A 21,489-nucleotide genomic window follows, 5' to 3' on the forward strand; every position below is an offset into this window, starting at 1 on the left:
ACCTTTTTATGCGAGAGCCGACAAGCCTCGCGCCAGATCGGCCTTCAGGTCTTCCACATTCTCCAACCCCACCGAGATCCTGATCAGGTTTTCGGTGATACCGGCTTTTTCTTTGTCCTCATCACTCAGGCGGCCGTGCGTCGTGGTAGCCGGGTGCACGATGGTGCTTTTGGCGTCACCGAGATTGGCGGTCACCGAGAAGATCTTGCAGGCATCGATCACCTTCCAGGCCGCCTCGCGCCCGCCGGCGACGGTGAAACTGAACACCGCGCCAAAGCCACTCTGCTGCGCGGCTGCGAGCTGATGATTGGGGTGACTGGGCAAACCGACGTAGTTCACCTTCTCCACCTGCGCGTGTTCTTTCAGCCACCAGGCGATATCCAGTGCGCTGGTACAGTGGGCGCGCATGCGCAAGTTGAGGGTTTCGAGCCCCTTGAGGAAGACCCAGGCGTTGAAGGGACTGAGGCTGGGGCCACAGGTGCGCAGGAAGATGACGACTTCATCCATGACTTCTTTCTTACCCACAACCACGCCGCCCAGACAGCGGCCCTGGCCGTCGAGAAATTTGGTGGCGGAGTGCACAACGATGTCGGCGCCCAACTCCAGTGGACGCTGCAGTGCGGGCGTGCAGAAACAGTTATCCACCACCAGCTGCGCACCGGCGCTGTGGGCGAGATCCGCCATGGCGCGAATATCGGCGACTTCGCAGAGTGGGTTGGACGGCGTTTCCATGAACAGCAGTTTGGTATCGCCATCCACCGCGTCTTTCCAGGCCTGAAAATCGGTCAGCTCTACGAAACTGACTTTCACCCCGAACTTGATCATGTAGCGGGTAAACAGCGCGGTGGTGGTGCCGAATACGCTGCGGGAACAGATCACCTTGTCGCCGCTTTTCAGGGTGGCCATGCACAGGCTCAAAATCGCAGCCATGCCGCTCGAAGTCGCCACTGCCGCCTCCCCGCCTTCCATCGCGGCGATACGCTCTTCAAACATACGCACGGTGGGGTTGGTGTAGCGCGAGTAGACGTTGCCGGGAGAATCCCCGGAGAAACGCGCGGCGGCTTCTGCCGCAGAGGGAAAGACGTAACTGGAGGTGGTGTAGATAGGCTCGGCGTGCTCGCCTTCCGCCGACCGGCTCTGGCCTGCTCGTACCGCCAGTGTTTCCAGCGCGTAGCCGTCGTCTTCAAACATGGATTAACCGTCCCGGGTTAGAAATTGCTGAGCCGGTAATCTTAACCCATGAAGGCGACTTAGGCAGGTCGAATCACCAAAGCTACGAAGTAAATAGATTTAATGCGAAGACAGAGTAGCGGGGATCCGTTTTCAAAAGCGTCGGCGACAGGGACGTCGCCGACGCAGCGTACATGGACGTATTCACAGCGGTTTTGAAAACGGATACCCGCTGCTCTGTCGCCAATACTGGCAAAAACGAAGCTCTTTTTACCACCGCGGTATGGAGAGCTACGTAGGTAGTGCACTGGCGGCACTGCTGCCGGGAGTTGTTTGCGAGACACGCCGTGAACCCATCCATGGGGGCTCTTCCGCGAGGTCCCTCTCGCGGAAGGTCTCGCAAACAACTCCCGGCATCAGCGCCTTAGCGATTGGCAAATACGCTTCGGCCCACCGATGGGTGGGCCGAATAAAATAAGAGGGAGCCTTACTAGAGCTTACAACGAGCTCTCGTTGCCCTTCCCTTTCGCATTGTCATTGCGCGCCGCATGCAGGCTGTCCAGGTATTCCTGGGTAACATCACCGGTGATGTACTTGCCATCAAAGACCGCGCAATCAAACTCCTTGATCTCGGTATTGCCATCCGCAGAGGAAACGATCAGCTCATCGAGATCCTGGTAAATCAACCAGTCTGCTCCGATCTCTTCACACACCTCTTCAGTGGTGCGGTTATGGGCAACCAGCTCGGTGGCAGAAGGCATATCGATGCCGTACACGTTCGGGTATTTCACCGCCGGAGCGGCAGAAGCAAAATAAACCTTGTTGGCACCCGCATCCCGCGCCATCTGGATGATCTGCTTACAGGTAGTCCCGCGCACGATGGAATCGTCCACCAGCAATACATTCTTGCCGCGGAACTCCAGTTCGATCGGGTTCAGCTTCTGGCGAACCGATTTTTTACGCTGCTTCTGACCCGGCATGATGAAGGTACGGCCGATATAGCGGTTTTTCACCATGCCTTCGCGGAATTTTACACCCAGACGGTGCGCCACCATCTGGCCGGCGGAGCGGGAGGAATCCGGGATCGGGATCACTACATCAATATCGTGGTCCGGGCGCTCGCGCAGGATTTTTTCAGCCAGGTGCTCCCCCTGACGCAGGCGCGCCTTGTGCACGGAAACGCCGTCCATGATGGAGTCCGGGCGGGCGAAGTACACATGTTCGAAAATACAGGGCGTGAGCTTGGGGTTTTCCGCGCACTGCTCGGAGTGCACTGTGCCATCCAGTTCAATGTAGATACATTCACCCGGCGCCACGTCGCGCACCAGGGTGTAACCGAGCACGTCCAGCGCTACGGATTCAGAGGCCACCATATATTCGGTGCCCTTATCGGTTTCGCGCCTGCCGTATACCAGCGGGCGGATTCCGTTGGGGTCGCGGAAGGCCACAATGCCGTAGCCGACAATCATCGCCACACAGGCGTAGCCACCGCGTACACGTTTGTGCACGGCGCGCATGGCGGTGAAGATGTCTTCGGCTTTGGGCTGGAGCTTGTGCTCCTTGTGCAGCTCGTGGGCAAATACGTTGAGCAGGACTTCGGAGTCGGAGTCGGTGTTGATGTGGCGCAGGTCCTGCTGGAAGATCTGGTCCTTCACCTCGTTGACGTTGGTGAGGTTGCCATTGTGGGCCATGGCGATGCCGTAGGGGGAGTTCACGTAGAACGGCTGGGCCAGTGCCGGGCCGGAGCTGCCAGCGGTTGGGTAGCGCACATGGCCGATACCGAAGTTACCGGTCAGGCGCTGCATATGGCGCGCCCGGAACACGTCGCGCACCAGGCCGTTGGCCTTTTGCTGATTCAGGCGGTCGCCATCACAGGTGACGATACCGGCGGCATCCTGGCCACGGTGCTGCAACAGGGTGAGCGCGTCGTACAACTGCAGATTGACGTCACTCTTACCGACGATTCCAACGATGCCACACATACTTCAGATAACCCCAGTCATTTCGAAATGGTCATGGTGATCCCGCGCCGCCTCCCGCAGCCCATCGATCAGTCAATTTGCCCTGCGAAGAAATCCTTGATCGCGCCAGCCGCTTCGCGCGCGCGGTCCTCAAATTCGAGAAAATGCGGTATTAACGTCGATTGCTGCCACCAGCCGTCCTCATTCACCGGCGCCAGCGCCGGAGCGAAGATCAGCAATGCCATCACGATGATGCAGCCGCGAAACAGACCGAACACCATACCCAATACCCGGTCGGTTCCAGACAGGCCGGTGGCCTCCACGAACGCAGACAGGGTCATATTCAGGCCGGCTCCCGCCAGCAGGGTAAAGATGAACAGTATGGAAAAGGCGGCTATGGCCTGTAGTGAAGGCGTATCGACGAGGTTGGAGAGCAGTGGTGCCAGCTGGTCGCGGAACATCATCGCCACTACGAATGCCGCCACCCAGGTGAGTAGCGACAGCACTTCGCGCACGAAGCCTCGGCTCAAGCCGATCAGCGTGGAGATGGCGACGATTGCCAGAATGGTCCAGTCAGCCCAGTTCATTCAACCCTACCTGCTACGCGGCGGCTGCCGCGAAGAGCGCGCATTCTAACTTACCGACCGGGGCCAGTGAAGCAGTTCACCAAAACCATTGAAAAAGGTAACCGAAAAGGAGTGCATGGTAAGGTCGCGCGGCACCGAGTGGTATCAGGCCCGATAGCGCAGAATCAGGGTCTCTGTCTTCAGTAGCTTGTCCAGCTTCTGCTTCTCTGACTGCGCATCCACCCGGCTCAGCTTGGGCCCCACAAACACGCGCACAAAGCGGCCCTTGGGGGTATCCACGGCACGGGTATAGGCGCGGAAACCGGCGTCCATCAGCTTGCTGCGCATACGATCGGCGCTGGCGGCTTCCTTATAGGCGGCCACCTGAACCACCCACCCTTCGGGCAACCCCTGCTCATCCAGTTGCGTTTCCTCCGCCGGCAACTGCAGCTTTGGATCTGGCTGGGGCTCTGACCGGGACTCTGACTGGGCAACCTGCTCAGGCTCGGGTTTTGCCGGTGCAGGCTGAGGCTCTGCGGGCGCTTGCGGCTCCAGAGAAACGGCTTCCGGGTCCGGCGCCGGGCCCGACTGCTCTACGAAATCGGGCTGGAATACCTCATTCACCGGTGGCGCCGGCTCGATATTCTCGATGGGTTGCGGTTCGGCAATGGAGATGGGTTTGATATCCGGCGGTGCCGGAATCTGGCTGGTCACATCGATATAGCGCGCCCCTTCCCGGTCGAACAGGGTGGGAAGGAAGATGACCGCAAGTGCCGCAAGCACCAGCGCGCCCACGATGCGCTGCTTCACGCCATCGTTCAGCCGACGGGATGCGCTCTTGTGACGCTGTTGAGAGTAGGAATCGGAGTCGCTGTCCCGGCCGGCCATTGGTTTGTTCTCTTGCGCTATTAGAGGGCTATAGAAGGACTATCGGGCTCCACCGAGCCGCTCTATTTCGGACAATACTTCCGCAACGGTAAAGAAAGAGCCGAAAACAAGCAACCTGTCTTCCCTGCCCAGCGCCCCCATCGCCACTTGCAGCTGCTCCGCCACCGGCGCACAGCGATCCGAAACCTGCGTCTCAGCCACACCCGCGGCCGCGAGCCCCTGCAAAACCTGCTCCGCACTCGCCGCGCGCGGATTGCCCGGCAAAAGCGCCGGAAACCAGTAATCCACGGTGTCTTTCAACGGTTCAACCAGCCCATCCAAATCCTTGTCCGCCATCACCGCTACCAGCGCCACCGTGCGCCCGGACACCGGATGACGCGCCAGCCAATCCGCCAGATACGTCGCCGCCGCCGGGTTGTGCCCCACATCCAGCAACAGATTGCGATCCTGCCAGTGCACCGCCTGACAACGCCCGGGCATCCGCAGGGTTTCCAGCACCTCGCAAACCCGCTCCGCCTCCGGCAACTCACCGGCAATCGCCAACGCAGTCACCGCCGCCGCCACACTGGCCGGCGGCAACTGCAATTCCGGCACACCAAAGCGTAACGCCGGCTCCGCCTGCAGCGCATACTCTCCATCGATCAGGGAAAACTCATGCCCGATAAAAAAGCTCTCACAGCCAAGCTTGCCGGAAATATCAATGACCGAAGCCGGCGGCTGCGGGTCCGCACACACAAACGTCTTACCCGCCCGCAAAATCCCCGCCTTCTCCCGGCCAATCACCTCCCGGTCATTCCCCAACCAGGCCTCGTGATCCACCGCCACACTGGTAATGATCGCAATATCCGCATCCACCAGATTCACCGCATCCAGCCGACCACCCAGGCCCACCTCCAGCAAAGCAAACTCCACCTCAGCCTGCTTAAACAGCCAGAACGCCGCCAGGGTCGTGAACTCAAAGTAAGTCAGGCTCACCTCCCCGCGCGCCTGCTCAACCGCCTCAAACGCCGCGATCAACTGCTCGTCCGCAACCTCTTGACCATCGATGCGAATGCGCTCGTTAAAGCGCAACAGGTGCGGCGAACTGTAGGCGCCCACGGAGTGATCCCCGGCACGCAACAGCGCCTCCATCGTCCGCACACAACTGCCCTTGCCGTTGGTACCTCCCACGGTAATCACCCTACGCGCCGGTGTTTCCACATCCAGCACACGCGCGACGGAGGATACTCGCGCTAGGCCTAGTTCGATTTCTGTTGGGTGGAGCTTTTCCAGGCGAGAGAGCCAGGATTGGAGATCGCGCATTAGGTCACCGGTGATTTAGTCAGGTGAAAAGATTTTAGCTAGGAAGAACAACTAGAGGGAGTTGATTCGAAGTGAAGAAGTCGAAGCGAAGGGGGCGCTGCCGGGTGGGCCTTTGTGAGACCTTCGAAAACATGGATGTTTTCGCAGAGCCCCCAGGGATGGGTTCACGGCGTGTCTCACAAAGGCCCACCCGGCAGCGGTCCCGCCACTGAGTTTGATCAGCGCGGGACCGAGGAAAAATCAGTTGTTGGAAAGCTTACCCAGAATCCGGCCAACAGTATTCCGCATATCTTTGCGCGGAATAATCATATCGATCGCACCGTGCTCCAACAGGAACTCCGCGCGCTGGAAACCCTTCGGCAGTTTCTGACGAATGGTCTGCTCAATGATATTCGGCCCGGCAAAACCCGCACGCGCACCCGGCTCCGCCGCATTGATATCCCCCAGCAACGCCAAGGATGCAGAAACACCACCGTACACCGGATCCGTCATAATCGAAATGTAAGGCACACCCGCCATCCGCAGTTTTTCCAGCACCGCCGAAGTCTTCGCCATCTGCATCAGCGAGATCAACGCCTCCTGCATCCGCGCACCGCCGGTGGCCGAAAAACAAACCAACGGAATATTTTCATCAAGAGCGCGCTGGGCCGCACGAGTGAACTTCTCACCCACCACATAGCCCATGGATCCACCGTGGAACGCAAACTCAAACGCCACCGCAACCACCGGCTTGCCCTCCAGCAAACCCTGCATCGCCACCAGCGCATCTTTCTCACCGGTCGCCTTCTGCGCCTGAGTCAGACGATCCTTGTACTTCTTCACGTCCTTGAACTTCAGACGATCCACCGGCTCCACATCCGTCGCCAGCTCCTCGCGGTGCTCCACATCCAGGAACATATCCAGACGGCGACGGGCACCGATGCGGAAGTGGTGCTCACACTTTGGGCACACGTCCAGATTGCGCTCCAGCTCCGGCAGGTAGAGAGTGGAATCACACTTGACGCACTTCTTCCACACACCTTCCGGCACCTTACTGGCGCCAGCGCGGCGCTCGGTGCGAATCACAGACGGAACAATTTTTTCTAACCAGCTCATTCTGTTACCAAATCCAATGCTTGCCATTGAGCACCACGGCCAACCCGAGGCACCCTGAATTCGTTTACTGCCGGCAAAGCCCCTGCTCTGACAGGGAACCCCGCTATTTCGAAGGTTCAGCCTATATGACCGGCAATTCTAAAACCGCGAATTAAACCACTTTCAAAAAAATTGCACTTGGCCAGATAAGCCGCGAAATCGGGCTTTCTGGCCAAACGGCATTGCGCGCAAGTTGGCGCTTAAATTATCGCCAGGCGAGCGCAATCAGGCATCGAGCGCCGAACGCATCTCCGCGACGATACCGCCAATACGATCTTTCGCCGTCGCACCATCGGCCGATTCACCCACTGCGGACACCAGCACACTGCCAACTACCGCACCGTCGCCATCGGCACTTACCGCTTTGGCGGATGCACCGTCCTTGATACCAAAGCCCACGCACAGGGGGAGATCCGTATGACGGCGAATGCGCGCCAAATTGTCGCGCACGGAATCCAGGTCCAGGTGGCCAGCGCCAGTGACGCCCTTCAGGGATACATAGTAGACAAAGCCACTGGCCAGCCCGGCGATCTGCGCAATGCGCTCGTCGCTGGTGGTGGGGGTCAGCAGGAAGATATTGCGCAGCTCGCGGGCCCTCAGCAGGTTGTTCAGCGGGCCCGCCTCCTCCGCCGGCAAGTCCACGGTCAGGGCGCCATCGCCACCGGCTTCCTTCAGTGCATCGGCAAAGGCTTCCGCACCCATTTTCTCGATGGGGTTGGCGTACCCCATCAGAATGACCGGGGTTTCCTCGTCTTTGCTGCGGAATGCCTTCAGCAATTCCATACACTTGCGCAGGGAGGCCTTCTGCTCCAGGGCGCGCTCGTGCCCTTTCTGGATTACCGGCCCTTCCGCCATCGGGTCGGAAAACGGCACGCCCAGTTCAATCAGGTCGGAACCACTGGCCACCAGCTGATGCATCAGGTCCACGGTATTGTCCAGGCCACCGTCGCCGGCAACGATGTACGTCACCAGCGCCTTGCGCCCTTCACTGCGCAGCTTGGCGAAGCGGCGATCAATCCGGTTATTCAATTCACTCACCATCCCGCTCCTTACACTTCAATGCCGTCGATGGCGGCAACGGTGAAAATATCCTTGTCACCACGACCGGACAGGTTCACCACAATATTCTGATCCGGGCGCATGGTGGCCGCGAGCTTGAGACCGTATGCCACCGCGTGGCTGGATTCCAGCGCAGGAATAATGCCTTCCTTACGGGTCAGGGTTCGGAACGCAGTCAGCGCTTCGTCGTCATTGGCGGTGACGTAATCCACACGGCCGATGTCTTTCAACCAGGAGTGCTCAGGACCGACGCCCGGGTAATCGAGGCCCGCGGATACCGAGTGCGTTTCAATAATCTGGCCATCTTCATCTTCCATCAGGTAGGTGCGATTGCCATGCAGAACGCCGGGCACACCGTCGTTCAGGGGCGCCGCATGGCGGCCGGTTTCCAGGCCGTCGCCGCCCGCTTCCACACCGTACATTTTTACCGACTCATCGCCGAGGAACGGGTGGAACAGGCCGATGGCGTTGGAGCCGCCGCCGACACAGGCAACCAGTGCGTCGGGCAACTGACCGAACTGCTCCAGGCTCTGACGGCGCGCTTCGCGGCCGATAATGGAGTTGAAATCGCGCACCAGCTGCGGATACGGGTGCGGGCCGGCCACGGTGCCGATGATGTAGAAGGTATCGTCTACGTTTGTGACCCAGTCGCGCATGGCTTCGTTCATGGCGTCTTTCAGGGTCTTGGAGCCGGACTCGACCGGGATCACTTCCGCTCCCAGCAGTTTCATGCGGTACACGTTCGGGGACTGACGCTTGACGTCTTCCGCACCCATGTACACCGCGCATTTCAAGCCCAGGCGCGCGGCAACGGTCGCCGTCGCCACACCGTGCTGACCCGCGCCGGTTTCCGCGATTACGCGTTTTTTGCCGCTGTGCTTGGCCAGCAGCGCCTGCCCGACAGTATTGTTCACCTTGTGTGCGCCGGTGTGGTTCAGGTCTTCTCGCTTGAGCCAGATTTTTGCCCCGCCCGCGGATTCCGTCAGTCGCTCTGCCAGATACAACGGCGAGGGACGCCCCACATAGTGGGCCAGGTCATAGTCGAAGGCTGCCTGGAAATCCGCGTCGTTTTTCAGGCGCTGGTACATTTCCTGCAGTTCATCGAGGGCGCTGATCAGGGTCTCGGAGACGAAGCGTCCACCGAACTCGCCGAAGTGCCCGCGGGCATCCGGATAGGCCCCGAAATCAATGGGCGAACTGGGTTTAGTCACTGCTCAAACTCCTTGGGTCAATGCGTTACTGCGCACGCCGCTGCCTGCGGCGGTACGGGCGGCACGAATAAATGCGCGCACTTTATGAGGATCTTTGCGGCCGGGAGCGGCTTCCACACCGCCGCTGACATCTACTCCGTGAGGGTTCGCTGCGGCAATCGCTTCCGCAACATTCTCAGGGTTGAGGCCACCGGCCAGAATGATGTGGCGGTCACTGCCCTGCGGCACCCGCTGCCAGTCGAAGGTATCCCCGGTGCCACCAGGCACGCCCTTGCGGTAGGCATCCAACAGGATGCCCCGGGCATCGGGATACGCAGCCATGGCTTCCACCGGGTCAAGATCCGGCTTCATGCGCAGGGCTTTCATATACGGGCGATGGAACTGGCGGCAATAGGGCGAGTTTTCGCTGCCGTGAAATTGCAACAGGTTCAGCGGCACCAGCTTTAAGGTGTCTTCCACTTCCTGCGGGTGCGCATCCACGAACAGGCCGGTCAGTACCGCAAACGGCGATACCGCACTGGCAATTTCCGCGGCCAGTTCGGGCGTCACATGGCGGGGACTTGGGGGATAGAACACCAGCCCCAACGCATCCGCGCCGGCATCAACCGCCAGGCGAGCGTCTTCGACACTGGTAATTCCGCAGATCTTTACGCGCATAATCCATTAAATCGTTTGTGTGGTTTGACACACGAGTACTGCCAGACTGGCGCGATGCGCCGTAAATCCAGGGCGCTGACAGCAAAATTCGGAGAGCAGGCGATACTATCAGATCACCGGGCGCGGCGAAACGCGCAGGCCAGCGCTCGCCCCGCCCTTTGCACGGCCTTACTGATCCTTGCCAATGGTACCCAGCGGTTGCGAGACCAATAGCGGACCGGGCGCTACTTCCGGCAAAGCGAACTCCGGCGGGTACTGAACATCTACCAGGTACAGACCGTGGGGTGCCGCGGTAACGCCGGCGGCTGTGCGATCCCGCGCCGCAAGCACCTCCCCCACCCACTCCGGCGCGCGATCGCCACGGCCAACCGCCATCAATACACCGGTGATATTGCGCACCATATGGTGCAGAAACGCCGTGGCACTCACCTCCAGCACGATCAGCTGCCCCACCCGGCCGATATCCAGCCGGGTAAGCCGCCGAACCGGGGACTTCGCCTGGCACTGAGCCGCGCGGAAACTGCTGAAATCGTGTTCGCCAATCAGGTACTGGGCGCCGTCGCGCATGGCCTGCATATCCAGGGTGCGTTCGGTCCAGGTCACTTCGCTCGCAGCCTGCGCCGCACGCGTCGGCGCGCTGTGAATCAGATAGCGATAAGTGCGGTGGCGCGCGGAAAAGCGCGCATGGAATTGCGCCGGCATTTCCTTGGCCCAGTGCACCCGCACATCGAATGGCATCTGGGTATTTACCCCCTGGATCCAGGCCTTGGTGGGACGTACGGCGGTGGTATCGAAGTGGATCACCTGGCCTGTGGCATGCACCCCTGCGTCGGTACGCCCGGCGCACACCAGGGTGATCGGTTCCGCGGCCACCTTGGACAGGGCCTTTTCGAGGGTTTCCTGCACCGTACGCGGGTCGTGTTTCTGCTTCTGGAATCCGCGCAGACGGGTACCGCAGTACTCCACGCCCAGCGCAATGCGGCGCAGCCCTTCCGGCAGGGACTCCCCCTCCGGCACCTCACCGTTAGGCTTGTAGTGGTAAATCTTGTTCATCATGGGGCGAATTTTACACTTCCCCGAACTTCTGACCCGAACTTCTGACCCAAAATATCGGCCCGAAAAAAGAAGACCCCGCATAAGCGGGGTCAAAGTGTTGTTGCTGTAGACAGCGTGAATAACTGGTCGGGAACTTCTGTTCAGAGCAATTAGCTCATGCGTTCCAACATATCTTTGGCGCGCTGCTGGTGTTCGCCAGCGGCTTCTTCGACGACTTCACCGAGAATTTCACGGGCGCCGTCTTTATCGCCCATATCCAGATAGGCCTGGGCCAGCTCCAGTTTGGTGCTGACTTCGTCGCTGCCTTCCAGCAGGTTCAGCTCCGAGTCCAGGTCGCCTTCGAGATCAAAGCTCAGATCATCGAGATCCGCGGAAGTCTCAACAGTGGGCTGACTGCCGGTGGAAGCACTTGGCGCCGCCGGCTCTTCCATCACCGCAACGTCAAGCTCTTGCTCTGCGGCCGGTGCAGCCTGCTCTGAGGTGGGAGTCTCGGAATCACCTTCAAGATCAAAGTCACCCAGGTCAATACTATCCAGATCCAGGCTACCCAGGTCATCGCCGAAGCTTTCGTCCAGATTCTCTTCCAGCTCGCCGTCGAAGCCACCCAGTTCCAGGTCATCCTGTGCGGATTCTGCTTCCGGAGCCGCGACGTTACTCTCATCGACGGAGAGTTCATCCCCATCATCCATCGGCGTCAGGTCAAGGTCGAACTCCAGACCACCATCTTCAACTTCGGGGTCCGCAGAAGCGGAAGCCGGCGCTACCGCCGAAGTGTCCTCTCCGGCAATATCAAAATCGCCATCCAGGTCCAGGCTTTCAAGGCTCTCGAGATCCAGCTCGCCATCTGCCATCAGATCGTCGAGGTTAAAATCATCGGCTTCCTGAGTGGATTCCGCGCTGACGTCTTGCGCAGGCTTTTTCGCGTCCAGCTCGAGATCAGAGCCCAGATCCAGGGAGAACTCTTCATCGGCTGGCTGCGTTCCGGCAATGGATTCCTGTTCCGAACTATCGATCCCCAGGTCATCGCCCAGATCGAGGTCGAGCGAAAACTCATCTTCTTCCGCTGCCACCTCGGCATCCGCACTGCCCAGATCCAGAGAGAGGTCGTCCAGCGAGCCAAAATCGTCTTCACTACTCTCGGTACCGGCGCTCGCGCTGGCGGTAGAGAATTCATCCAGGTCATCAAAGCTCGCTTCGATTTCATCGAAGTCTGCACCCATATCATCCAGCTGCGCCGCTTCCAGGGACTCGCTGGAGAAATCATTTTCCGGCGCGACAAAGGCACCGATGCCTGCAATGGTCTCTCGCAGGCGCGCAGCACGGTCCGCTGCGGGGCCATCGCTGTAGCCCAGCAACTGGCGGTAGTGATCGTCAAACTGATTCGCATCCTGCTGGTGCGCGTACACTTCCAGCAGCATCAGGCGCGCATCCACATTTTCCGGCGCAGATCTGAGCCCCGCCAGCAGCTTGGCTTCCGCCTCCTGATACTGGTCCAGGGAAAGATGGATTTCCGCTTCCGCTACCGGGTCGTCGGTTTCCACCTCGCTCAGTTCATCCAGATCGAAGTTGTCGTTGGCTTCAAATTCTTCAACGGCGACCAGAGTGTCGTCTTCAAACGCCTCCTCCGGAGCCTCCTCCTGAGCCCGCTCAGCAGCCATTTCCGCCTCTACCTGACGGATGGCCTCCTCTTCTTCCTTGCGGCGGCGCCAGGAGATAAAGCCGAACAGGCCAACGAGCAACGCGCCCGCACCGATACCGATGGGCACGATGTTGTCCATGACGCGTTCAACCAGCGTCGGCTCCGGACGGGTCTGCACTACTACGCGATTGCGGGTAGTTTCCTCTTCCGGTTCTGCAGCCGCTTCCACGATTTCCGTAGAGTCTGCTTCAGTGGTAGCGTCGCTTGCTTCAACGTCGGCGCCATCCAGTGCGGCACCATTATCGATAGCGGTCTCGCCCACGGCTTCGGTTTCAAGCTCGGACTCGAACTCTGATTCGTAGGCGTCGACTTCGCCTTCAGATTCCAGCGCGTTGTTGGTCTGTTCCGCGGCGGCCTGCACGGCCTGCAGCTCGTCGTTGGAGACCTCAACCAGCTGCTCCATGGTGTCGATCTGCTCGTTCAGCTCGCCGATGCGATCCTGCAGCTCGGCACCTTCGAGGCGGGACTTATCCAGCTCTTCTTCGGTAACGGCCAGCTCGCCTTCAAGCGCGTCGCTCTCGCTGCTGCCACTGCCGGAGCCGGACAATACGGATTCGTTATCACCCGGTGCCGCCAGGGATACACGGCCTTCGAGTGTATCGCTCTCGGCGGTTTCTTCCACTGTGGCGCGGGCATCCAGCGGCGCGCCGGTGGCATCGCTATTCGCAACGCGGTCGCGCCACGCGTCGTTCTGGGTAGCCACCTGAGAGACCGCCTCGGTCAGGGTCAGGTTGCGCACTTCATCTGCGGTGGGCAGGCGCAGTACCGCGCCCTTCTTCAGCAGATTGATATTGTTGTTGATAAAGGCTTCGGGGTTGAGGCGCTGGATCGCCAGCATGGTCTGCTGGACGGACAGATCGCGGGTCTCGCGGCTGTCGCGGGCGATCTCCCACAGGGTCTTGTTGGCCTCCACCGGACCGTAGACACGGCTGCCTGTGTCGGTCGCCGTCTGCGGCTCGCTAAACTCTTCCGCGGGCTCTTCAAAGATCGGCTGTTGCGGCTCTTCCGCCACAGTCTCCTGAGGCGCGCTGTACTCTTCAGGCGCAGGCACGGGCTGCTCTGCCGGTGCTTCTACCGGTTCCGGAGTACGCTGCACGGTAGGCTGAATCGGCTTCTGGACCGGGCGCTGCACAGGCGCATTGCGCTGCACCTGCTGACGCTCACGCTCCGCGGCGCGTACAGGCTGGGACGCGGTATTGGTGGAGAAGGCCGGCAGGTCCATCAGCAGGGTGTATTCCCGCAACAGACGGCCGCTGGGCCAGCGGGTTTCCACCAGGAAATTCAGGAAAGGCTCGCGAATCGGAGTGCGACTGGTGATACGTACCACGGGCTGACCACTGGAGTAGTCCACATCGAAGCGGATACCGTCGAGGGCATAGCCCCGCTCAACATTAGCCCGCTCGAAATCCTCGGTGCTCGCCAGGCGGACCTTGATTTCGTTTTCCCCAAGACCGCGGGTTTGCAGCAGTTTGATCTCTGCATCGAGCGGCTGGTTGAGCGTGGAATTCAACTTGATTTCGCCCAATCCGAGCGCCAGAGCCCCATTGCCACCCAGTGCGCTGACCAGACCCACCGCAAGTGCCAGCTTTTGCACACGCATATCCGATTCCCTTTATTGTTAGAATCACGCCGAAAACGTGTTCAATATTTACTCAGAAAAGTATTCCAAGCGAAAACTACGTTCGGCTTGTGCCATTTAAATGCACAAAAATTACTCAAAAAGAACCAGTGCTCAGACACCAGGCTCTACTCTTCGGTGACACTCTCGTGTGTGTACCAGCCATTAGCCGGCGAAAGAGTCACCCCCCGAAAAAGATGTGGCCTATCTGGATTCTCGCTTTACTCACCCAGCAACACCCCCAAGCATCGCCATGCCCCCTAAGGGCCACTCACAGGGCCAAAGTTAAGAAGAAACCTTCAGAAAGGCCGCTAAGTATTAAATATCAATGGGTTTTTAGCAACAAGTGGACAATCTGTACACAGTTAATTGCGACGTCTTTACGCAAATTGTCGGATGCCGCACAAAAAACAACCTGGCGCGGATTGATCAATCCGGTGCGCAGGCGTCCCACTAACGTATTCTCACTGCCGACCGCATCCTGTGCCGATGGGCGCTCGCGCATTTCCAGGCGCGCACCATTGGTCAGCAAACCACGCACGGTTTCCAGCGCCTGCTGGTCTTTCAACTGCACACTGACATTCGCCAGCTGACCGTGAAACACGGAAGCGGTATTAATACTCGCATCCAGCGCCACCTCGTCACCGAGCAGGCGACGCAGCTCCAGTACCAGCGCCAATTCGCTGAAATTGTGGCCACTTTCGAGCAGGTCCTCGGCGGAGCTCAGATGATTGAACGCGAGGCGCTGACCGGTTGTCTCGTCCACATCCGGCTCCTGGCCGTTAAACAACCGCGCGGTCTGTGCAGCGGCGGCATCCACGCTGCTTTTGCCCAGTGCGGACACCGGCTGATTCAGTACAACTTCCACGGCTTGCAGCTGCGATTTCAGCGGAAACAGCGCCTCCGCCAGCATCGCGGCACCGGCACCCGGCACGGCGATCACTTTGCGATCACTCTCGTCCCGCTGATTGAGTTCCGCGCTGTTCAGCAGCGGATGGATCAGCGCCACGCTCTCGTCGCCACGGGTAATACCCGCCGCATCCACCACCCAGGCGCCGGCCTGCTCGGCCTGTGCGAGCGCGGCAGTCGCGGTATCACCTGCGGTCAGCAGCAGCACGACCTGCTCCGGGGAAAAGGCAAACTCTTTCAGCGGAGTGACCGGCACGCTGCGATTGGCGAACACCTGCGGATCGACTTCGGCTTCATCGTCGATCACCAGCTTGAGCTGGCCCGGGGTCACGGTCTTGCGCTCTTCCAGGATCTCCAGCAGCGCATCAAAGGGCGCACTGCCAACACCAACGATCACCAGTTCCCAGGTGGATTCGGTCATATTTGTACTCACGTGTTTTTTCGAATGCTTTTCAGCCAGGTCGACCACTAAAGCAGCAGCCTAAAATTGCGGGGGATTATACTCGTGGAGAGTCAGGGGGGAAGCTATCGACGGGATATATAGGCACGGGGCACCGCAATTGCGAAGTGCGGTGGCGGTACCGCTACCGGGTAACGCCTTGCGAGACACGCGGTGAACCCATCCCTGGGGCTCTGCACCGCCATCCATGGCGGTGAAGGTCTCGCAAGGCGTTACCCGGCATCGGCACCTTCGCTCAGGCAGTTAAGGTCTGACTAGCAAATCAAAGCTTACCGAGCAAAATCAGCAGTACACGACGCAGCGGCTCGGCAGCGCCCCACAGCAGCTGGTCACCGACGGTGAAGGCATTCAGGTATTCACCACCCATGCTCAGCTTGCGCAGACGGCCAACCGGGATATCCAGTTTGCCGGTTACCGCGGTCGGGGTCAGCTCTTTCAGGGTCACTTCGCGATCGTTGGGCACCACTTTTACCCAGTCGTTGGCAGAACCCATAATTTTCTCGATCTCTTCCAGCGGCAGGTCTTTCTTCAGCTTCACGGTGAACGCCTGGCTGTGACAGCGCATGGCGCCGATGCGTACACAGGTACCATCCACGGGCACGGTGCTGTCGGTGCGCAGAATCTTGTTCGCTTCCACCTGGGCCTTCCACTCTTCGCGGCTCTGGCCGGACTCCAGCTGGGTGTCGATCCACGGCAGCAGGCTACCGGCCAGCGGCTCGCCGAACTGCGCGGTGGGGAAGTCGCCACTGCGCATGTTCTCGGCCACCTTGCGGTCGATTTCCAGAATGGCACTGGCGGGGTCCGCCAGTTCAGAGGCGACGCCATCGCGAATGCTGCCCATCTGGGAAATCAGCTCACGCATATGCTTGGCGCCAGAGCCGCTCGCTGCCTGGTAGGTCTGAGCGGTTACCCACTCCACCAGGCCTTCCTTGAACAGACCGCCGAGGCCCATCAGCATCAGGCTCACGGTGCAGTTACCACCGATGTAGTTCTTCACACCGGATTCGATACCGTTGTCGATCACATCGCGGTTCACCGGATCCAGCACAATGATGGCGTCGTCGTTCATCCGCAGACTGGAGGCGGCGTCGATCCAGTAACCGTCCCAGCCTTTTTCGCGCAGCTTGCCAAACACTTCTTTGGTGTAATCACCGCCCTGACAGCTGACAACGGCGTCCAGCTCGGCCAAAGCATCCAGGTCGTAGGCGTCTTTGAGGGGCGCGACTTCTTTGCCAATTTCCGGGGCTTTACCACCGGCATTGGATGTGGAGAAAAATACCGGCTCGGCGATATGTGCGAAGTCGTTTTCTTCCAGCATGCGGCCCATCAAAACGGAGCCGACCATACCGCGCCAGCCTACGAATCCTACCTTGTTCATTTCATTACCCTGTTCAATTTGTTTGTTTCTGGATCCCGGAGCGGCCGCGCCGCATGAATGTAGAGACCGGGATGACGTCAATTGGAGGCTTGCTTTATTAGAAAGCGGCCACCACTGCTGCACCCATTTCCGCGGTGGAGACTTTTTTACAGCCGTCCGTGTAAATGTCCGCGGTGCGCAGTCCTTGATCCAGAACCTTGCTCACTGCCGCCTCAATCGCATCGGCCGCGTCGCCCATATTCAGGGAGTAGCGCAGCATCATGGCGGCGGAAAGAATGGTGGCCAGCGGGTTGGCGATGCCCTGCCCTGCAATATCCGGCGCACTGCCGTGACACGGCTCGTACAGACCGAAGCCGGTTTCGTTCATGGACGCAGACGGCAGCATACCGATGGAACCGGTGAGCATGGCGGCGGCGTCGGACAGGATGTCGCCGAACATATTGCCGGTCACCATCACGTCGAACTGCTTGGGTGCACGCACCAGCTGCATGGCCGCATTGTCCACGTACATGTGCGACAGCTCCACATCCGGGTATTCCGGGGCCAGGCGGTCCAGCACTTCGCGCCACAGCACGGTCACTTCGAGTACGTTGGCCTTGTCCACGGAGCACAGCTTGCCGCCGCGCTTCTGTGCAGCTTCAAATGCGGTGCGACCGATACGCTCGATTTCGGATTCGGTGTAAACATAGGTGTTGAAACCCTGCTTCTCACCATTTTCCAGAGTCTTGATACCGCGTGGCTCACCGAAGTAAATACCACCGGTCAGCTCGCGTACGATCAGGATATCCAGCCCTGATACCACTTCCGGTTTCAGGGAAGAGGCGTCGGCCAGCTGCGGATACAGAATGGCCGGGCGCAGGTTGGCGTACAGACCCAGGCCGCTGCGAATTTTCAGCAGGCCTTTTTCCGGGCGAATGGCACGGTCCAGAGTGTCCCACTGGGGACCGCCGACGGCGCCCAGCAATACCGCATCGCAGTCACCGGCGTTTTTCAGTTCCGCATCGGTCAGCGGTTCGCCGTGGGCATCGATGGAGGCACCGCCGATCAGGCCTTCGGTAAATTCCAGGTGCAGGCCGAACTTTTCATCGGCGGTTTTCAGTACCGCAACGGCCTGTTCGACAATTTCCGGGCCGATTCCGTCGCCCGGCAGGATCATGATTTTTTTGCTCATCGTTCTTCCAGTTATTCTGTCTTTTTACTTCACCGCATCAAACAGCCACGGCGCCTGCTCGCGGCGCTTGGCTTCGTAAGCGCGGATATCGTCCGCGTCTTCCAGGGTCAGGCCGATATCATCCAAGCCGTTCAGCAGGCAGTGCTTGCGAAAGGCATCCACCTCAAAGTCGATGGTGTCGCCGTTGGGTTTGACGACCTGTTGTTTTTCCAGGTCGATGGTCAGCTGGTAGCCCTCTTCCGCGTACATCTCCTGGAACAACTGCTCGACAACATCTTCTTCCAGAACAATCGGCAGGAGACCGTTCTTGAAACAGTTATTAAAGAAAATATCCGCAAAACTCGGTGCAATCACCGCGCGAAAACCGTAATCATCCAGCGCCCAGGGCGCGTGCTCACGGCTGGAACCACAGCCAAAGTTCTTGCGCGCCAGCAACACGGAAGCACCCTGGTAGCGCGGGTGGTTGAGCGGAAAATCCGGATTCACCGGACGCTGGCTGCAATCCTGGCCCGGCTGTCCCTCGTCCAGGTAACGCAGCTCATCGAACAGGTTCGGGCCGAAGCCGGAACGCTTAATGGATTTGAGGAACTGCTTGGGAATAATCAGATCCGTGTCCACATTGGCGCGGTCCATGGGTGCGGCCACGCCTTTATGCTTGGTAAATGCCTTCATGCTATTTATTCCCTCCGCTCACGGCTGTCGTCTTCTGCATTTCACGCACGTCAATGAAGTGACCGGCAATTGCCGCCGCTGCCGCCATACTCGGGCTGACCAGGTGCGTGCGACCCCCGTAACCCTGGCGACCTTCAAAGTTGCGGTTGGACGTGGACGCACAGTGTTCGCCGGCACCCAACTTGTCTGCGTTCATCGCCAGACACATGGAGCAGGAAGGCTCGCGCCACTCGAAGCCCGCTTCGATAAACACCTTGTCCAGACCTTCTTTTTCCGCCTGTACTTTCACCGACTGAGAACCCGGCACCACCAGCACCTGCTTCACGCTGTCGGCCTTTTTATGGCCCTTGGCGACCTCGGCGGCGGCGCGCAGGTCTTCGATACGGGAGTTGGTGCAGGAGCCGATAAATACCCGGTCGAGGTTGATATCGGTAATTTTCTGGCCGGCGCTCAGTCCCATATATTCCAGCGCGCGCTCGATACCGGATTTTTTGGTCGCGTCACTTTCATCCGCGGGATTGGGTACCAGTGCACTGACCGGCACTACCATTTCCGGGGACGTCCCCCAGCTTACCTGCGGCTCGATTTCTTCCGCCTTCAGCTCGACGATTTCATCGAAGTGGGCACCGTCATCGGAGTGCAGGCGGCTCCAGTTTTCCACCGCCTTGTCCCACTGCTCGCCCTTGGGCGCGTAGGGTTTGCCCTTCACGTATTCCAGGGTGATGTCGTCCACCGCGACCATGCCCGCACGGGCACCAGCCTCGATCGCCATGTTGCAGATGGTCATGCGCCCTTCCATCGAAAGGGAACGGATGGCGGAGCCACCGAACTCGATGGCATAGCCGGTACCGCCGGCGGTGCCGATCTTGCCGATGATGGCCAGCACCACGTCTTTTGCGGTAACACCCGGGCCAAGCTCGCCGTCCACACGCACCAGCATGTTCTTCATCTTTTTCTGAATCAGACACTGGGTGGCCATCACGTGCTCCACCTCGGAGGTGCCGATGCCGTGGGCCAGCGCGCCCAGTGCACCGTGGGTGGACGTGTGGGAGTCACCGCACACCACGGTCATGCCCGGCAGGGTCACACCGGTTTCAGGCCCGATTACGTGCACAATGCCCTGCCCCGGATCGTTGATACCGAACTCGACAATGCCGAAGTCCTTGCAGTTCTCATCCAGGGTCTGCACCTGGATACGGGACACTTCGTCCTGAATCCCGGCAATACCACCGGCGCGCTCGGCGGCGTCAGACGGTACATTGTGGTCCGGCGTGGCTACCACAGAGTCCGTGCGCCACGGCTTGCGACCGGCCAGACGTAGCCCTTCAAAGGCCTGAGGAGAGGTCACTTCGTGAATCAGGTGACGGTCGATATAGATCAGTGCGGTGCCGTCATCACGGCTTTTGACAAGGTGGTCTTGCCAGAGCTTGTCGTAGAGCGTCTGTTTTTTGTTCGCTTCTTGCTTCTCAGGATGGCCCATAGCCCCATCTCCTCTATGGATAACATGCGGGAGTCTAGGGGGAGCCTTGAATAACATCAATTTATATTTATTATATGGCGCATTCGTTTTTGGAATACCCGAAAACAGCCATTCAGAGAAGCATCATGGAAATCCAGTGGCTCAGGGCCTTTCTTGCCATTTCAGAACAGGGCTCCGTTTCGGAGGCCGCGGAGCAACTACACCTGACCCAGCCCGCGGTGAGCAAACGCCTGGCGTCCCTGGAGGCACAGCTGGGCACTCCGCTATTTGACCGTATTGGTCGCAAGCTGCAGCTCACCAACGCCGGCCGCGCCCTGCTGCCCCGCGCACGCCATATATTGAACGAAGTTAGCGACGCCGAGCACGAGCTGCGCAGCCTGGGCGAGACGATCGGCGGCAGCCTGCGTATTGCCACCAGTCACCACGTGGGCCTGCACCACCTGCCACCGGTTTTGCGTGAGTTCAGCAACCTGTATCCCGACGTCTCCCTGGATATCGACTTTCTCGACTCCGAGCAGGCCTACGAAGCGCTGATGGCCGGTGAATACGAGCTTGCCGTGGTCACCCTGGCACTGAAGGACTACCCCAACCTGAATGCACAGATCATCTGGCCGGACCCCTGTGTGGTGGTGGCAGCGCCTGACCACCCGCTGGCGCAGATGCCGGAACTGGATCTGCCGGCGCTGGCCCGATACCCGGCGATCTTGCCGGATATGAACACCTACACGGGGCGACTGATCAAGCGCGAATTCGATGCCCACGGGCTCAAGCTGACCGCCAAACTGGCGACCAATTTTCTGGAAACCATCAAGATGATGGCAGGGGTCGGTCTCGGTTGGAGTGTGCTGCCCAAGACCCTGATCGACGACAGCCTCGCGGAGCTGCCCATGCCGCAGCTGAGTATCGTGCGCAATCTGGGGATCATCTATCATCGCAACCGCACCCTCAGTAATGCGGCCAATGCGTTGCAGCAGCTGCTATTCAAAGAGGCGCGGGGACTGTAATCCGTCGCCGCAACCGGTGAACAGGTCTCAAAACCCGGAATCTGTTCAGGGAAAATTCATAAAAAGGCGGTAGAATCCGCCGCAGAATTCAACG

17 protein-coding genes are annotated in these 21,489 nt (G+C 59.5%); 1 reads left to right on the top strand and 16 read right to left on the bottom strand.

Annotation, left to right across the window (positions count from 1 at the left end; all coding sequences use genetic code 11):
- Positions 1–6: 6 nt before the first annotated feature.
- From ACXAG1_RS11030 to leuC, 16 genes are all read right to left on the bottom strand, one after another.
- A complete protein-coding gene (locus ACXAG1_RS11030; protein ID WP_475119731.1) occupies positions 7–1,191 on the bottom strand; it encodes an O-succinylhomoserine sulfhydrylase in 1,185 nt (394 codons plus the stop codon).
- A 476-nt stretch (positions 1,192–1,667) separates the two neighbouring features.
- Positions 1,668–3,152, bottom strand: a complete 1,485-nt coding sequence (purF, locus tag ACXAG1_RS11035; protein WP_475119732.1) for an amidophosphoribosyltransferase — start codon at positions 3,150–3,152, stop codon at positions 1,668–1,670.
- A gap of 68 nt (positions 3,153–3,220) precedes the next feature.
- On the bottom strand, positions 3,221–3,718 hold the full coding sequence (locus ACXAG1_RS11040) for a CvpA family protein (protein WP_475092448.1): 498 nt from the start codon (positions 3,716–3,718) through the stop codon (positions 3,221–3,223).
- 144 nt (positions 3,719–3,862) lie between these two features.
- A complete protein-coding gene (locus tag ACXAG1_RS11045) occupies positions 3,863–4,585 on the bottom strand; it encodes an SPOR domain-containing protein (RefSeq protein ID WP_475092446.1) in 723 nt (240 codons plus the stop codon).
- A 39-nt stretch (positions 4,586–4,624) separates the two neighbouring features.
- Positions 4,625–5,887, bottom strand: a complete 1,263-nt coding sequence (gene folC, locus ACXAG1_RS11050) for a bifunctional tetrahydrofolate synthase/dihydrofolate synthase (RefSeq protein ID WP_475092445.1) — start codon at positions 5,885–5,887, stop codon at positions 4,625–4,627.
- A gap of 240 nt (positions 5,888–6,127) precedes the next feature.
- Positions 6,128–6,982 (bottom strand): acetyl-CoA carboxylase, carboxyltransferase subunit beta, encoded by an 855-nt coding sequence (gene accD, locus ACXAG1_RS11055; RefSeq protein ID WP_475092444.1) that lies wholly within the window; start codon positions 6,980–6,982, stop codon positions 6,128–6,130.
- 264 nt (positions 6,983–7,246) lie between these two features.
- Positions 7,247–8,059, bottom strand: a complete 813-nt coding sequence (gene trpA / locus ACXAG1_RS11060) for a tryptophan synthase subunit alpha (RefSeq protein WP_475119733.1) — start codon at positions 8,057–8,059, stop codon at positions 7,247–7,249.
- 11 nt (positions 8,060–8,070) lie between these two features.
- Positions 8,071–9,291: a tryptophan synthase subunit beta gene (trpB, locus tag ACXAG1_RS11065; protein WP_475092442.1), complete on the bottom strand. Its 1,221-nt coding sequence runs from the start codon at positions 9,289–9,291 to the stop codon at positions 8,071–8,073.
- 3 nt (positions 9,292–9,294) lie between these two features.
- The gene (locus ACXAG1_RS11070) at positions 9,295–9,948 is read right to left on the bottom strand and encodes a phosphoribosylanthranilate isomerase (RefSeq protein WP_475119734.1); all 654 of its coding nucleotides are present in this window, start codon (positions 9,946–9,948) and stop codon (positions 9,295–9,297) included.
- 168 nt (positions 9,949–10,116) lie between these two features.
- Positions 10,117–11,004 (bottom strand): tRNA pseudouridine(38-40) synthase TruA, encoded by an 888-nt coding sequence (gene truA / locus ACXAG1_RS11075; protein ID WP_475092440.1) that lies wholly within the window; start codon positions 11,002–11,004, stop codon positions 10,117–10,119.
- 149 nt (positions 11,005–11,153) lie between these two features.
- Positions 11,154–14,303, bottom strand: coding sequence for a FimV/HubP family polar landmark protein (locus tag ACXAG1_RS11080; protein WP_475119735.1), 3,150 nt, complete (start codon positions 14,301–14,303; stop codon positions 11,154–11,156).
- Positions 14,304–14,646: 343 nt separating this feature from the next.
- The gene (locus ACXAG1_RS11085) at positions 14,647–15,651 is read right to left on the bottom strand and encodes an Asd/ArgC dimerization domain-containing protein (RefSeq protein ID WP_475119736.1); all 1,005 of its coding nucleotides are present in this window, start codon (positions 15,649–15,651) and stop codon (positions 14,647–14,649) included.
- Positions 15,652–15,952: 301 nt separating this feature from the next.
- Positions 15,953–17,068: an aspartate-semialdehyde dehydrogenase gene (gene asd, locus ACXAG1_RS11090; protein ID WP_475119737.1), complete on the bottom strand. Its 1,116-nt coding sequence runs from the start codon at positions 17,066–17,068 to the stop codon at positions 15,953–15,955.
- Positions 17,069–17,165: 97 nt separating this feature from the next.
- Entirely contained in the window at positions 17,166–18,239 is a 1,074-nt protein-coding gene (gene leuB, locus ACXAG1_RS11095) for a 3-isopropylmalate dehydrogenase (RefSeq protein WP_475119738.1), read from the bottom strand.
- Positions 18,240–18,263: 24 nt separating this feature from the next.
- A complete protein-coding gene (leuD, locus tag ACXAG1_RS11100; protein ID WP_475119739.1) occupies positions 18,264–18,911 on the bottom strand; it encodes a 3-isopropylmalate dehydratase small subunit in 648 nt (215 codons plus the stop codon).
- Between the two features lies 1 nt (position 18,912).
- Positions 18,913–20,391 carry a 3-isopropylmalate dehydratase large subunit gene (gene leuC / locus ACXAG1_RS11105; RefSeq protein WP_475119740.1) on the bottom strand — a complete coding sequence of 493 codons (1,479 nt, stop codon included), beginning with the start codon at positions 20,389–20,391 and terminating at the stop codon, positions 18,913–18,915.
- Between the two features lie 125 nt (positions 20,392–20,516).
- On the opposite strand from leuC, the gene ACXAG1_RS11110 reads away from it, so the two are divergent.
- Positions 20,517–21,395: a LysR family transcriptional regulator gene (locus tag ACXAG1_RS11110; protein WP_475092433.1), complete on the top strand. Its 879-nt coding sequence runs from the start codon at positions 20,517–20,519 to the stop codon at positions 21,393–21,395.
- Positions 21,396–21,489: the final 94 nt, after the last annotated feature.

The organism is Microbulbifer sp. ABE4_465, assembly GCF_056160765.1.